General features: G+C 69.4%; 10 protein-coding genes. 4 read left to right on the forward strand and 6 right to left on the reverse strand.

What is annotated here, in order from left to right:
* Positions 1 to 35 precede the first annotated feature (35 nt).
* A complete protein-coding gene (gene zwf, locus AB0B76_RS44430; RefSeq protein ID WP_360387573.1) occupies positions 36 to 1,427 on the reverse strand; it encodes a glucose-6-phosphate dehydrogenase in 1,392 nt (463 codons plus the stop codon).
* 672 nt (positions 1,428 to 2,099) lie between these two features.
* On the reverse strand, positions 2,100 to 2,774 hold the full coding sequence (locus AB0B76_RS44435) for an adenylate kinase (protein ID WP_360387576.1): 675 nt from the start codon (positions 2,772 to 2,774) through the stop codon (positions 2,100 to 2,102).
* 358 nt (positions 2,775 to 3,132) lie between these two features.
* On the opposite strand from AB0B76_RS44435, the gene AB0B76_RS44440 reads away from it, so the two are divergent.
* The gene (locus tag AB0B76_RS44440) at positions 3,133 to 4,050 is read left to right on the forward strand and encodes an NADP-dependent oxidoreductase (protein WP_360387579.1); all 918 of its coding nucleotides are present in this window, start codon (positions 3,133 to 3,135) and stop codon (positions 4,048 to 4,050) included.
* 162 nt (positions 4,051 to 4,212) lie between these two features.
* Entirely contained in the window at positions 4,213 to 4,614 is a 402-nt protein-coding gene (locus AB0B76_RS44445) for a DUF4440 domain-containing protein (RefSeq protein ID WP_360387582.1), read from the forward strand.
* Between the two features lie 69 nt (positions 4,615 to 4,683).
* On the opposite strand, the gene AB0B76_RS44450 is transcribed toward AB0B76_RS44445, so the two are convergent.
* The 3 genes from AB0B76_RS44450 to AB0B76_RS44460 form a co-directional block, all read right to left on the reverse strand.
* On the reverse strand, positions 4,684 to 5,064 hold the full coding sequence (locus tag AB0B76_RS44450) for a cupin domain-containing protein (RefSeq protein ID WP_360387585.1): 381 nt from the start codon (positions 5,062 to 5,064) through the stop codon (positions 4,684 to 4,686).
* Between the two features lie 153 nt (positions 5,065 to 5,217).
* The gene (locus AB0B76_RS44455; RefSeq protein WP_360387588.1) at positions 5,218 to 6,321 is read right to left on the reverse strand and encodes an NADAR family protein; all 1,104 of its coding nucleotides are present in this window, start codon (positions 6,319 to 6,321) and stop codon (positions 5,218 to 5,220) included.
* Between the two features lie 299 nt (positions 6,322 to 6,620).
* A complete protein-coding gene (locus tag AB0B76_RS44460; RefSeq protein WP_360387591.1) occupies positions 6,621 to 7,829 on the reverse strand; it encodes a cytochrome P450 in 1,209 nt (402 codons plus the stop codon).
* 455 nt (positions 7,830 to 8,284) lie between these two features.
* Between AB0B76_RS44460 and AB0B76_RS44465 the strand changes: the two genes are divergently transcribed.
* A complete protein-coding gene (locus tag AB0B76_RS44465; protein WP_360387594.1) occupies positions 8,285 to 11,611 on the forward strand; it encodes a BTAD domain-containing putative transcriptional regulator in 3,327 nt (1,108 codons plus the stop codon).
* A gap of 182 nt (positions 11,612 to 11,793) precedes the next feature.
* Positions 11,794 to 11,973, forward strand: a complete 180-nt coding sequence (locus AB0B76_RS44470) for a hypothetical protein (RefSeq protein WP_360387597.1) — start codon at positions 11,794 to 11,796, stop codon at positions 11,971 to 11,973.
* Positions 11,974 to 12,405: 432 nt separating this feature from the next.
* Here the strand turns inward: AB0B76_RS44470 and AB0B76_RS44475 are convergent, their stop codons facing one another.
* On the reverse strand, positions 12,406 to 13,176 hold the full coding sequence (locus tag AB0B76_RS44475) for a hypothetical protein (protein ID WP_360387600.1): 771 nt from the start codon (positions 13,174 to 13,176) through the stop codon (positions 12,406 to 12,408).
* Positions 13,177 to 13,211: the final 35 nt, after the last annotated feature.

Here is a 13,211-nt window from a genome sequence, read left to right on the forward strand (position 1 = left end):
CCACGTACGGCCGGCGGCGAGCACTTTGTCGCCGGTCACCTGTCCGGCAGGTACCAGTGGTGGGGCGCGATGAGCCGTTCGATGGAGTCCGGGCCCCACGATCCCGGCGCGTACGGCTCTACGGGTGGTGGGTTGTCCAGCAGTGGTGCGGACACCTGCCAGAGCCGCTCGATGCCGTCGGCGCGGGTGAACAGCGACTGGTCGCCCAGCATGGCTTCGAGGATGAGCCGCTCGTACCCCGCCAGCGTGTACTGGGTGCAGAACGAGTCGGCGTACCGGAAGGTCATGGTCGCCTCGCCGAGTCGCATGGCGGCGCCGGGCTCCTTGGCCTGGAAACGAGCCGCGATCCAGCCCGGGTCGTCGAACTCGATCACCAGCTTGTTGCTGGGCGTCGCATCGCGCGTATCCCGGTCCAGCGCGAACATCCGCAGTGGCGGCTCCTTGAACCCGAGCGTGACCACTTGCCGCTTCTGCCGGAGCGCCTTGCCGGAGCGCAGGTAGAACGGCACCCCCGACCAGCGCCAGTTGTCCACCTCGACGCGGGCGGCGAGGAACGTCTCGGTCTGCGAGTGCGGGTCGACGCCGGGCTCGTCGCGGTAGCCGCGGAACTGGCCGCGAACCACCCGGCCAGGGTCCAGCGGCGGCATCGCCTCGAAGACCTTGGTCGTCTCATCGCGCAGCTGTTTGGCCGTCAGGGACGTGGGTGGCTCCATCGCCACGAACCCCAGCACCTGGAACAGGTGGGTGACTATCATGTCGCGGAACGTGCCGGTCTGTTCGAAGAACGCGGCCCGGCCCTCGATCCCGAGCGTCTCCGGCACATCGATCTGCACATAGCTGATGTGGTCGCGGTTCCAGATCGGTTCGAACAGCCCGTTGGCGAACCGCAGGGCGAGGATGTTGTCGACCGACTCTTTGCCGAGGAAGTGGTCGATGCGGAACACCTGAGATTCGTCGAAGGTGGCGTGGACAGTGTCGTTGAGCGCACGGGCCGACGCCAGATCGGTGCCGAACGGCTTCTCGACGATGATTCGGGCGTTTCTGGCGAGATCCGTGTCGGCGAGCATGCGGATCGTGGGCGCGAAGGCGGTCGGCGGCACGGCCAGGTGATACAGCCGGCGTGGGTGACCGCCGAGCGCCTTCTCGGCCGCGGCCACCGCGTCGAGCAGCGGTTGCGGCTGCGCCGGCGTCGCGGCGCCGTAAGACAGCGAGTCGGCGAACGCACGCCACTCCTCGTCGGTCGGCTCCACCTTCCCGAACTCGACCACAGCACGCCGAGCGCGCTCGCGGAACTCGTCGTCGGTCAGCGTGGACCTCGCCGAGCCGATGACGCGGTACCTGGTCGGCAGCAGGCCCGCCTTTGCCAGGCGGAACAGCCCGGGGAGCAACTCGCGTCCGGCGAGATCCCCCGTGGCGCCGAACAACACGATGATGTGATCGTCGCGGGGCGCGCCGTTACTCTCCCGCCGCGGAGTGGCGGATTCCGTGGTACCGGAGCCGGGCGCTGCATGCCGAACGCTCATAATCCCTGGTCACTCCAACCATTCCAGGTGATGCCTGTGTTACCTGGCCGGTACCCGGCTCGGCGGGTCATACACCGATGACCGCGCCGGTGGAGTTCGGCACTTCCGGGGATCATGTAGCCGCCTCGGGAGACCATGTGGCTGTGAACGTCGAGCGAGGAGCCCGGACGGCGGCGTCATCGCCGACTACCTGGGCGCGGTCGGCGATCCGGCCCGGCTTGCGGCTCGCCTCTCCGCGACCCCGGGGCTGGTGGACCATGGCTTGTTTCCGCCTGAGCTGGTGACGGTTGTCCTGATCGGGCACGACGATGAGGTCGAGCGCCGCGTGCTGCGCAGCGCAGCCGGCTGAGCGTGGCCGGACCCGGCCGCCCGGCTCAGGTGGCCGCGGCGTGAGAGCGTCGTTGTCGAGCGACGCTTCGAAGCGACTCAGCCCTTCCGTGGCGTTGGTGTACGTCTGGCGCGTGCCAGACCCGCAAACGCCCGACAAAGCACTACTGGACGCCGGCCGAATAGGTCGCTGTGTGGTTCGTGGGGATGGCGCTACCAGCTGCGGCGGCGTCACCGACAGCAGGACGTTCAGCCTTGTGTCGCGGTGTCGCTGTCGGCGTGTCCGAAGGCGGCGTCGAGGCCGGTGAGGTCGACCGGGCGGCGCAAGTGTTCGGGAACGTAGTCGACCAGTGGGCGCATCGCCTCAAGCGCAACGATGATCTCCCGGCCCACCCTCGAGGCGGAGCGCATCGCGTCTACTGACACCAGGATGCCGCGGTCGGCGTACCACGCGAGGATCGGGTGTGTCACCTGGTGGTACAACTCCAGCCGCCGCCGGATGACGTCCTCGGTGTCGTCGGCGCGGCGCTCGACGACGGCCCGCGCCAACAGCCGTCGCGTCACCTCTTTGTCGTCGGCCGCCAGATGCAGCGCAATGTTCGCGGTCATCTTCAGCTCCACGCCGATCACGTACATCGCCCGGGCCTGGGCCAGCGTGCGCGGCACCCCGTCGACCACACACTCGCTGCCAACCGACCTGGCAGCGATATACCCCTCGCGGACCAAGTCCATCACGATCTCGTCAGGTACCAGTTGCCCACCTTCGAGGTGACTCTGAATGGCCTGGCCGAGATCCGTCTGCCGGGCGACGTGATCGCGCAGCTTCTCCCCTACCACAATACAGGGGATGTCGAAATGAGCGGCGATCAGCGCGCCCTGTGTTCCCTTGCCCGCACCCGGGGGCGCGATCATCAGAATCCGCATGATTTCGCCTCCTCGTCCTCTTACGTCCTCGCTTCAATCGTGCCAAGCCGGCCCGCATCGGTGCCAAGCGCCACCGACACCAACCCAGCTCGCCGGCCATCGGTCCGTCGGGCACCGCTGCGGCAGTACCACGGCTGCCCACGCCGCACGCACGAACGCGCTCAGGTCGTCACCGCGCTGAGTTTGTGCCCGGCCCGACCGGGTACGAGCGCAGCGCGTCTACTCCGTGCTGGTCGGCACAGGCCGTGCGGCACGGTGACACGATCTAGGTGTCCGGACAGCTCTTACGCTGAGGTCTGATGCCACTCACATTGGCGAACCAATGCTGTGTGGGCGAGGACTGGGAGGGAGGTTTCAGGTGAAGGCGATCGTGGTGAGGGACCAGGCTGCGGGGACGGCCGGGATGGCACTGGTGGAGCGGCCCGAGCCGCCGGCAGCGATTAACGACGTCGTCGTTCAGGTTCATGCGTCGGGATTCGTCCCGACTGAGACGGAGTGGCCCTCGACCTGGACCGATCGCGCCGACCGTGACCGAACACCGTCGATCCCCGGGCACGAGATGGCCGGAGTGGTCACCACACTCGGATACGGCACGACCGGTCTGTCGGTGGGGCAGCGGGTATTCGGTATCACGGACTGGCATCGCGACGGCACTTTGGCGGAGTATGTGGCCGTCGAGGCACGCAACCTCGCGCCGTTGCCGGGCGACGTTGACTTCACGGTGGCCGCGAGCCTGCCGATCTCGGGCCTGACCGCGTGGCAAGGGCTGTTTCAGCACGGCCGCCTTCAGGCTGGGCAGAGTGTGCTCGCGCACGGCGCGGCCGGCGCAGTCGGGACGATGGTGACGCAACTCGCGCGCGGGGCTGGCGCGTATGTCATCGGTACGGGGCGCGCAGCCGACCGTCAGAAGGCGCTCGACTTCGGCGCGCAGGAGTTCGTCGACCTCGACAACGACTCCCTGGAGGACGTCGGCGGCGTCGATCTGGTGTTCGACGTCATCGGCGGCGACATCCAGCATCGGTCCGCAGGCCTGATTCGCTCCGGAGGAACGCTGGTGACCGTCGTCGGGCCATCCGAGGCGCGGCCCGCCGTCGGATTGACGGTCGACTTCGTCGTCGAGTCCGATCGCACCCAACTGAGTGAGATCGTCCAGCGGGTGCGGGACGGTCGACTACGGACAAACATCGGCAACGTCGCAACCCTCGACAACGCTGTCGCTGCCCTCAACCCGACCGAGCGGATCAACGGGAAGACGATCATCCGCGTTCGTCCGTGAGGACTTCGGGACGCGATCGTCTGGCGGTATTGTTCCCGGGCAGGCCATCACCCGCATTCTCCTCCAGCCAGGCCTCACCCGCGCTATAGCGTGGGACGGACGCATTGCAGTTCAACCAACCCGAACAGGAGACCGCTCAACGAACACGAACAGGAGGCCGAGATGTCCGAGTCCTATTCCCTCCCCACCGAACCCGAAGGTGTCATCCCGTCGCTGGTTGAGCGATTCAACTCCGGCAGGGTCAGCGAGATGATGACCCTGTACGAAGGAGCCGTGCTCATCTCGGACGACGGGCGAACCGTCACTGATCGCACCGAGATCGAGGCGGAACTCGAACAAGACCTCAGCCTCGGCCTGCCGCTGAAGGCCAAGGCGCGCCATGTGTTCGTTGCCGGCGACATCGCCGAGATCGTCGTGGACTGGGCAATCGATGGCACAGGTTCCGATGGCAGGCACCTGCACGTTGCCGGCACGGCAAGCGATGTCGCGCGCCGCGGCGCGGATGGACGCTGGCGATACCTGATCGACAATCGGCTTGGGACAGCGGTGCGACAGCCCGCCTGACAGGCGCTCGTCACGGCAGCTCTCGGCGAACGAGGGATAGTAGCGAACCAAGGCCGTGTGTAGCTCCGTTCACGAAAGCCGTGGTGCACGCCGTTCGCGGCGTTGTTCGAGTTCCTCATCGCTCACGAGCGTCTGCATCGGCTGACCCGGCACCATGATCATGGTGGCCAGGAAGCGCAGCCAGGTGTCCGGCCGGGGTTTGGTGGTCTGGTAGTGGATGACGTCGCCGCCCGGCTCGAACACCGCCTCGCCGGCTCGGACCAGTCGCTCCGGCTGGCCCTCCAGTTCGAAGATCATCTCGCCTTCGAGGACGTAGGCGGACAGCGGGCCGGATTGCCGGTGCGGCGGGATGCCCTCGCCCGGCGGCACCTCGATCAGCACCGTCATGAACTCGGGCGAATCGGGGATGAACGGCGGAGACTCGTCGAGCTCACCCTCGCCGGGGGCCAATCCACGCCCGCCACCCTCGACGGCGAATGGTGGGCCGTCTGGTTCGCGGGCGACCCCGGTCCGGCCCCCTCGCCGAGGCGACCATGGCCACCGCCACGACCCCGGCCGGCCCGGTGATCAAGCCGGTCCGGCGCGGCTGAGCGGGGCGGCGGCCTACGGGCGGAAGCCGGCCCGCTGCGCGACGAGCTCGGAGCGGACCAGCTCCAGCAGCCGCCCCATCCAGTTGCGGCCCTTGGTGCCCCCGCTCCAGAAGGCCGAGCTGACGTTGTACTCGATGCGCGCGTCGCCGGTCCCCACCAGTACGTCGGCCAGCGCCGGGTGCTGGTCGAACTTGGCCCGCAGCACCGCGTGCATGGCGGCCAGGCGCAGGTCGGGCCAGTCCGGCCGCAGCGGCGCCCGCCCCACCGCCCGCTCGACGCCGAGCGCGTGCTCGGTGTCCCGGATCGCCGCGCGGGCCGCCTCGTCGGTGATGGCGAGCGCCCAGTAGGCGTGCGCCGCACTGGCGTAGGTGTCGCCGGCGATCGCGATCGGCACTGGGTATTCGTTGCGCAGGGCCAGCACGCCCGGCTCGGCCGGGAACCGACCCGGGATCGACGCCAGCTTGACGGTCGGGCGCTCGGCCTGGTCGGGGCCGTCGGCCGGGCGGTTCTCGCGGTACTCCGTCGCCCAGCGGTTCCGCTCGGCGAAATACTCCAGCGCCCGGGTGTGCATCGCCTCGGTCACGCGCTCGCCGTAGGCGGTCTCCTCGCCCAGCGGCGTGCAGAGCACCCGCAGTGGGCCGTCCTTGGCGTCCATGTCACCCAGGGCGTAGTGCCGCAGGTGCTCGGGGATGCCCAGGTACGCCGCCCGCATCGCGTGCCGGTCGGGCTCGGCCCGCGTCTCGAGGTACCGATCGAGGGCCTGCCGGCAGCGCCCGGTCGAGTCGGGTCGATCGTTGAGCCGGTCGATCTCGTCGGCGACCTCGCCGAGCAGCTCCTCAGCGGTCACCCAGACCTCCGGCCCGTCGAACCGCCAGCTCGCCAGGTGATGCGCCGACGCGTCCGCGCCCGCTTCCAGCTCGGTGGCGACCCAGCCGCTGTCCAGCTTCCCCCGCAACCCGTCGAGGTCGACCCAGTCCCAGCAGTTGATCGCGCCGTCCGCGAAGATCAGCAGGTCGGCGAGGAAGTACGAGGAGCCGTTGCGGATGAAGATCGGCCGCCACGTACCCTCGATCCGCTCCCCGTCGACGAGCCGGTACGTCCTTCGATCAAGCACCATCGGCGCAGTCTAGGATAGACAGCCCGTCGTCCCAGCCTTCTTGCAGCCCGGTTTCGGGACAGCGTTGGAGCCAGGCAGGGCGTGGAAACGCACCCACCGGGTCCCGGATTTCTCGAAGCTCGTACGGCAGATTCGACCAGCGCGGCCGCTCAACCCAAGAGCCGCGACAGCGCGGCGGTGTCAACCACGCCACGGGTTACCGGCTCGTGCGGCGCCTGTCGTGCGCGCCGTCGCCGTCAGACACGAGGCGCACCTTGCCCTCGGTACCGCCGCGGCCCTCCGGACCGGCTGAGGACGGCTCAACCGGCCGGGACCGTGGCCGGGCCCACCGCGACCGGCAGCCGCGTCGGGGTGATCATCACCCACGGGTTGCGGAACTCGGCGGGCTCGGCGGTATCGACGGCGATGTCGGTGTAGCGGTGCAGCAGGATGCCCAGGGCGACGCGCGCCTCTATGCGGGCCAGCGGCGCGCCCAGGCAGAAGTGCAGGCCGTGGCCGAAGCCCAGGTGCGGGTTCGGGGAGCGGCGCGGGTCGAAGCGGGCCGGGTCGGCGAAGACGCGCTCGTCGCGGTTGGCGGCGGCCAGCCACGTGACGACCAGCGTGCCGGCGGGGACGGCGACGCCGGCCAGGTCGGTGTCGGCGGTGGCCCGGCGGACCAGGCGCGGGAACGGCGTGCGCAGCCGGATGACCTCCTCAACCGCGCCTGGCAGCAGCGCCGGGTCGGCCCGCAGGTCGGCCGCGGCGTCCGGGTGCTCGTCGAGGCAGAGCACCGCGTTGCCCAGCGTCGCGGTCGTGGTGATGTGGCCGGCGAGCAGCAGCAGGCCGGCGAAGCCGACGATCTCCTCGTCGTCCAGCCGGGCGCCGTCGGCCTCGGCCTGCACGAGGCGGCTGATCAGGTCGTCGGCCGGGGCGGCGCGGCGGGCGCGGATGTGGGCGAGCAGGTAGGCGTTCATCTCGCGGACCGCCGGGGCGGCCGCGGCCAGGGACTCCTCGCTTGCCAGGCGCGGCAGTGACTCGTCGGGGCCGGCGTCGGTGCGTTCGAAGAGCCGGTCGGCCCAGCTGCGAAACAGAGGCCGGTCCTCGGTCGGGATGCCGAGCAGCTCGGCGATGACGATCACCGGCAGCGGGTACGCCAGGTCCTCGATCAGGTCGAACCCACGCTCGCCGGCCCGGGCGGACAGCAGCGCCTCGGTCAGCTCGGCGATGCGCGGCTCGAGGCCGGCGACCACCCGCGGCGTGAACGCCTGGCCCACCAGGCGGCGCAGGGCGTCGTGGCGGGGCGGGTCCATGCGCACGAAGTTGCCCCGCTGGAACAGCTCGAAGTCCTCCTGCCGGGGCATGAGATCGCCGAGGTCGGAGGAGTACGTTGCCGCATCGGCGAGCACCGCGACGGTCTCCGGGTGGCCGAGCACCGTGGCGGAGCGCTGCTGCGGGTCGTAGGTGACGACGCCGTCGCGGCGGCGGCGCTCCAGCCAGGCGTGCAGGTCGCTGAGGGTGAGGGTAGGCATCGCCGCGGGCTACCCGTACGGCCCACGGGCAAACGCCACCGAGTGTGGTACCAACTGCCGGCGGTAACGCTCGGCATCGACTTCGGCACCTCCTCCACCTCGACCACCTCGCAATGCCGACCTCTCCAAGCATCCGGTCATGGCCGATGAGGTCAGGTTCTGCAGGTTCGGTCGCCCAAGGGCCGGGATGCCGGGCGGCGGTGGTGGTGGCAGGCAGGAGGGCGGCGAGAACGCGGGGGAGGGTTCCGGCGGCGGGTTCGGCGCGAACGCTACCGGGGTCTCCGTACAGGGATCTCGGCCTCGACGAGCGCGGCTGGCTAGGGCGCCGGGATCATCGCGCCGCCGATCAACGACGCAAGCGACATCGACTGTGGACCTGGCAGCTTCGCACTGCTATATATAGTGATTTTGGCGGTTGGTTAGCTGGCAATCTGTCGTTTCACCCGGGAGTCGGCGTGGCCTTGCCCGTTGATGTTGTCCGGCCGGGCAACGAAGATCGGCCGGCCGGTGGCACTCTCGTACGCCTTCAGGTCCTTGGTCCGTTGCGGGTGTGGTGCGACGGTGTCGAAGTGGATGCCGGTCCCCGGCAACAGGCTTATCTGCTGGCCTTGCTGCTGGCCCGGGTGGGCAGGCCGGTCAGCACGAGCGAGCTGATGGACCTGATCTGGGACGACGAGGTCCCCAGCAGTGCGCTCAACGTCATCCATAAATACGTCGGCGCGCTGCGCCGACTGCTCGAACCCGCGGTCCCCGCCCGTACACACGGTTCCTACCTGCACCGCCGCGGAAACGCCTACCTGTTCACCGCAGCCCCCGGCACCCTGGATCTCGTCACCTTCCGGGAACTCGTCGAGACGGCCAAGGATGCCCTCGCACAGCAACGCCTTGAATTGGCGCTCGATCGCTATGTCGAATCGCTCGGCGTCTGGCGGGGCCGTGCGGGCGACGGGTTCACGCACAGGTCAACCGCGCTGCCGATCTTCGCCGCCATCGACGACGAGTTCTACGCCGCGTGCACTGAAGCGGCCGAACTGGCCGTGTCGCTGCGCCGACCGGCACGGGTGCTGGCGGCGTTGCAGATGGCCGCATCGATGGCGCCGTTCCACGAACCCGTCCAGGCCAGCCTCATCTCCACCCTCGGGGCGGCGGGACGTCAGGCCGAGGCACTGTCGTTGTTCCGCGAGGTCCGCGCCCGCCTTGCCGACGAGCTCGGTATCGATCCTGGCCCGGAGCTGCAAGCCGCACACCTGCGAGTGCTGTCGCAGCCCTCGGCGTCGCCGCTCGTGGCGCGTACGGACGGTGGGGGTGACGGCGCGTCGGTGCGAACGGCAGCTGGGCTGGTCGGCCGGGCCGAGGAACTCGCCCTACTGCGGCAATCCGTCGACATGGCATTCACCGGCAGCCCGGCGCTCCGCATCGTCGAAGGCGAGCCGGGCGTGGGCAAGACCCGCCTGGTGCGAGAGATCGCCGCCGAAGCGAGCCAGCGTGGCGCGCTGGTCGTGTGGGGTTCGTGTCTGGAAGGCGACGGAACACCGTCGATGTGGCCCTGGGAACAGACGCTCCGCCCGATTCTCGACAGCCTGCCCGCGCCGTTGCGGGAGAAGTGGCTCGCCAGTGAGGTCGGCGGCCTCCTCGAATCGCGAGACGACGATTATGCGGCCGCGCCGGCGATTCTCGACAGCGGTGCGCAGTTCCGACTGTTCGAGCAGGTCGTCACCGTCGTCGGGCAGGCCTCGGCGCCACGGCCCATGCTGCTGATCGTCGATGACCTGCAGTGGGCCGACGCCGCCTCGCTCCAGCTGTTCGGCCACCTGGCGGGCCGCTTACCCGCCGGCACGGTGATCATCGGTGTGCTGCGCGATCGCGCACCCACACCCGGCTCCAGCCTGTCGCGGGTGCTGGCTGAGGCCAGCCGGCAGCCCGGCCACCGCAGGATCCGGCTCGGCCCGCTCGGCTTGACCGACGTGACCGAGCTCATCCGCCGCGAAACCGGCCACGATCCCGGTGCCGAGGTCGCCCGCGACATCCATGTCCGCACCGCCGGCAATCCGTTCTTCGTCCAGGAGCTGTCCCGGCTGCTCAGCGACGGCGGCTCGCTCGGCGACGGCGGCGCATCAACACGGACCGGAGTGCCGGCCACCGTGCGAGACGTCGTCCGCGATCGGATGACCGGTCTCGACGACAGCGCTCACGGCCTGCTGCGCATCGCCGCGGTCATCGGCCGCGACGTGGACCTCGACCTGCTCGCCCGCGCGATCGGTGTCGACATCGCGGACTGCCTCGAACGCCTCGAACCGCTGCAAGCACTCGGTCTCCTGGAGACCAAGCCGGAAGACCCGTTCTCGTGGCGCTTCGCGCACGACCTGGTCCGCGAGTCGGTCACCGAGACCACTGCGCGGCAGCAGGCCGTCCAGCTACATCTGCGCGTCGCCGACGCCCTCGAACACATTCATGCGGACGACGAGTCCGTCGCCGAACGCCTCGCCTACCACCTGCGGGGCGCCGGCCCCCTGGCCGACCCGGGTCGCACCGCGAGGGCACTGGCGCGCGCCGGTCGCCGCGCGGCGACCAAGCTCGCGTTCGCAGCCGCCTATCGGAACCTGGAATCGGCCGTGCAGATCGCCCGGACGGCAGGGCTGCTGGAGCTGGAACTGTCCGTCCTGTCGCTGCTCAACCTCCTCGCCGTCGAGCCCCCGGGAATGGGCGGCTCGACGTTCGATCTGCTGGAACGGGGTGCATATCTTGCCGGCAAACTCGGCCGCGAGACGGCCGCCGCCGAGTTCCTCTTCTTTCGAATGACCGGGGCCTACGTCAACACCGAGAAAGACCGTGGGATGTGGGCTCGCCGGCTGCATGAGCAAGGCCAGGCGTCCGCGGACCCGATCATCCAGGCGTACGGCCGGCAGGCCTGGGGCCTGCACAATTGGGACATCGGCGACATCGGCGCGGCGTATCAGTGTTTCAGCTGGCTCGGCCGTACCACTGTGGACGGCGTTGCCTCGCTGCTCGCGAACTCGGCCGACCCGCACCCAGGGCCGGCTCAGGAAAGCCTGTACCACCTCGCCGGCCAGGTCGGGGGTGCCCCGATTCGACGCCGCCACGACCTCGGACGTTGGCGGATCCCGGACGAGTGGTTCGGCTATCTGGCCGTGATCACCGCGCTGCAGGGCGATGTCGAGACGGCGCGGTCCCTGCTCGGCACGGTGTACCAGGCCGAGGGAGACACTTTTGAGATGTCGGGCTGGACCCGCTACCAAACCATGGCTGCCTCAATGGCCGGTGACGCGGCCTGGGCGATACACGCGACCGAGCGGTGGGTCGCGGCCGACGCCGACCTTCCCGGCGTCGCGCAGGAAGCCTATATACGGCTGGACTGGTACTGGGCCCGTGCCCTCACCGGCGACGACCCGGCCGGCAACGCGGCCAAGGCCGAACATCTCCTGGCCGCGACCCTGCGCGACCCGCCACGATGGGGCCTCGCCTACTGGTACGGACTGATCGCCGAGATGTGGCTGGCAGCCGAGATACCCGACAAGGCCGCGACCGCCCTCGACCGGGCCGACCAGGCCATCAAGGCCCACGGCCAGCGCTATGCCGAAGGACTTCTCCTGTTGCTGCGCGCGCGCCTGCTGCACGCCCGCGGCGAACCCGTCGACGTCGTACGAGCCGCCGCCGACGAAGCCCGGGTCCGATCCGGCGAACGGGGGGCCCACCTCTTCGCCCGCCGCGCCGAGAGGTTCCTGGCCGATCTCGAGACCCAGACCGGCGTGGCAACCGGATGAAGGGCCGGCTACGCGTCTCTGAGCAGGCCCAGGCCGGTAGGCGGTACAGCTACGTCGGGCCACCTGAGCTGCGCGCCCGGGCGGCGACCGTGGACGCCGTTGCCGTCGATACGGCTCTTGCCGGGCTTCGATGTAGGTACGGCCGAACCGGTCGCCGGAGCGCACGGGAAAAGTGACGACCGATGAGCGCACAGCCCAAACGCATCCCGGGCCAGACCAACGCCGAGTACTACGGCGGCCCCGACCCGAATCTGCAGTTCCTCGGCACCCATTCGCTGGTGGGCGGCGGCGACCCGTCGTGGGTGGGCCGCCTCTACAACGCCATCGCCGACCGGCTCGCCGCCCGCCGCAACCGCACCTGACCCGACGCACGCCCGATTTCGTGGGTGCGGCAGTCTTTCGACAGCGGTCACCCATCTCACGTCCGCATCCGCCGTGATCAGCTCGCTGCGGAGCGCCACGAGAGGCTGGGCGGCCGGCTCCCGGAGATGCCGATGTGAGTGCAGGCTGGGTTAAAACTGTCCCATAAGACGCGGACAGTGCCCTTGAGGTTCCGACCCATGACTTTCTTGGGTGACGCCGGCTCACTCATCTGCCGTCGGTGGTGCGCGGTGGCTCATCCGGCGGTCCGTCACGCTCCGTACGGCATGGCCGTCCCGTTCGGCGGACTGGGTGCACGCTCAATGCCGATGTGCGGATGCAGGTCGCGCGTGGACGTCGGGTGGCGCGTCGAAGGTGAAGACGTCCCAACTCGCGGCAGGCGGCTTGCGGCGCCGGTATCGAACGTACGGCCGTCATTCGCTGCCCCGGAACGCCGCGTCGAGTATCGCCTCGGCGATGCGTGCGGCATCGGCCGGCAAGACGGTCCTGCCATCAGCAGGGTCGGCGGTCCGAGCGGCGATAACCAGCTGCCGCAGCTGTTCCCCGAGCGCTGACGCGCCGGCCTGGTCGAGGTCCATGCTCAGCCATCGAAGCCATTCCGCGATGATCCCCGCCTCGTATCCGTTCTGCCGTGTCTCTACCAAACTGCGGTCGGACAGCAGGCGAATCGCGGCCGCAAGGCGGCGATGGGGTGCGTCGTGGCCGTCCAGCGCCAGACCGCGCTGGTTGGCCGGGTGTATCCCGTCCCGGTCGGACGTGAGGACGTCGAAAAGTACCGGCCCGGTTCCGGGTAGCGGCATCACGTGCGCGTCAGCGGTGATGTCCAGCCCGACGTCGACTCGGGACGCGTAGCCAGGGTCATCGACCCGAATGATGACTCGCTGTGGACCTGTCCGCGAGATCCGCTGTGTCCACCGCCCGAGCCTTTCAATGTCACCGACGAAGATCTGGTAATCCTCCAACGCCAGGTCCCCGTCGAAGACGAGCGCTCCGAGTAGCGGCATCGAACCTGACCAGAACGACACCCGGGTGTGGCCGGCCTGTCCACGTGTCTTGACCACAACGTGCCGCCCATCGGCATCGGCCGGACCGTCGCCCCAGTTCAGCTCCGGCCAACTGATCGACCCCACGACGAGCAGACCATGGTTCGCGTACACCTCGACCGCGCCTGTCAACATCTGCAACCAGCCTCCACAACCAACGCTCGGCACGCAGGCGC

The organism is Dactylosporangium sp. NPDC049140 (assembly GCF_040648435.1).

What these genes read in the sequence shown, in the direction of transcription:
- AB0B76_RS44435 (WP_360387576.1), bottom strand. Translation starts at nt 2,774, where the DNA reads ATGCGGATTCTGATGATCGCGCCCCCGGGTGCGGGCAAGGGAACACAG.
- AB0B76_RS44445 (WP_360387582.1), top strand. Translation starts at nt 4,213, where the DNA reads ATGTCCGAGTCCTATTCCCTCCCCACCGAACCCGAAGGTGTCATCCCG.
- AB0B76_RS44455 (WP_360387588.1), bottom strand. Translation starts at nt 6,321, where the DNA reads ATGGTGCTTGATCGAAGGACGTACCGGCTCGTCGACGGGGAGCGGATC.
- AB0B76_RS44460 (WP_360387591.1), bottom strand. Translation starts at nt 7,829, where the DNA reads ATGCCTACCCTCACCCTCAGCGACCTGCACGCCTGGCTGGAGCGCCGC.
- AB0B76_RS44470 (WP_360387597.1), top strand. Translation starts at nt 11,794, where the DNA reads ATGAGCGCACAGCCCAAACGCATCCCGGGCCAGACCAACGCCGAGTAC.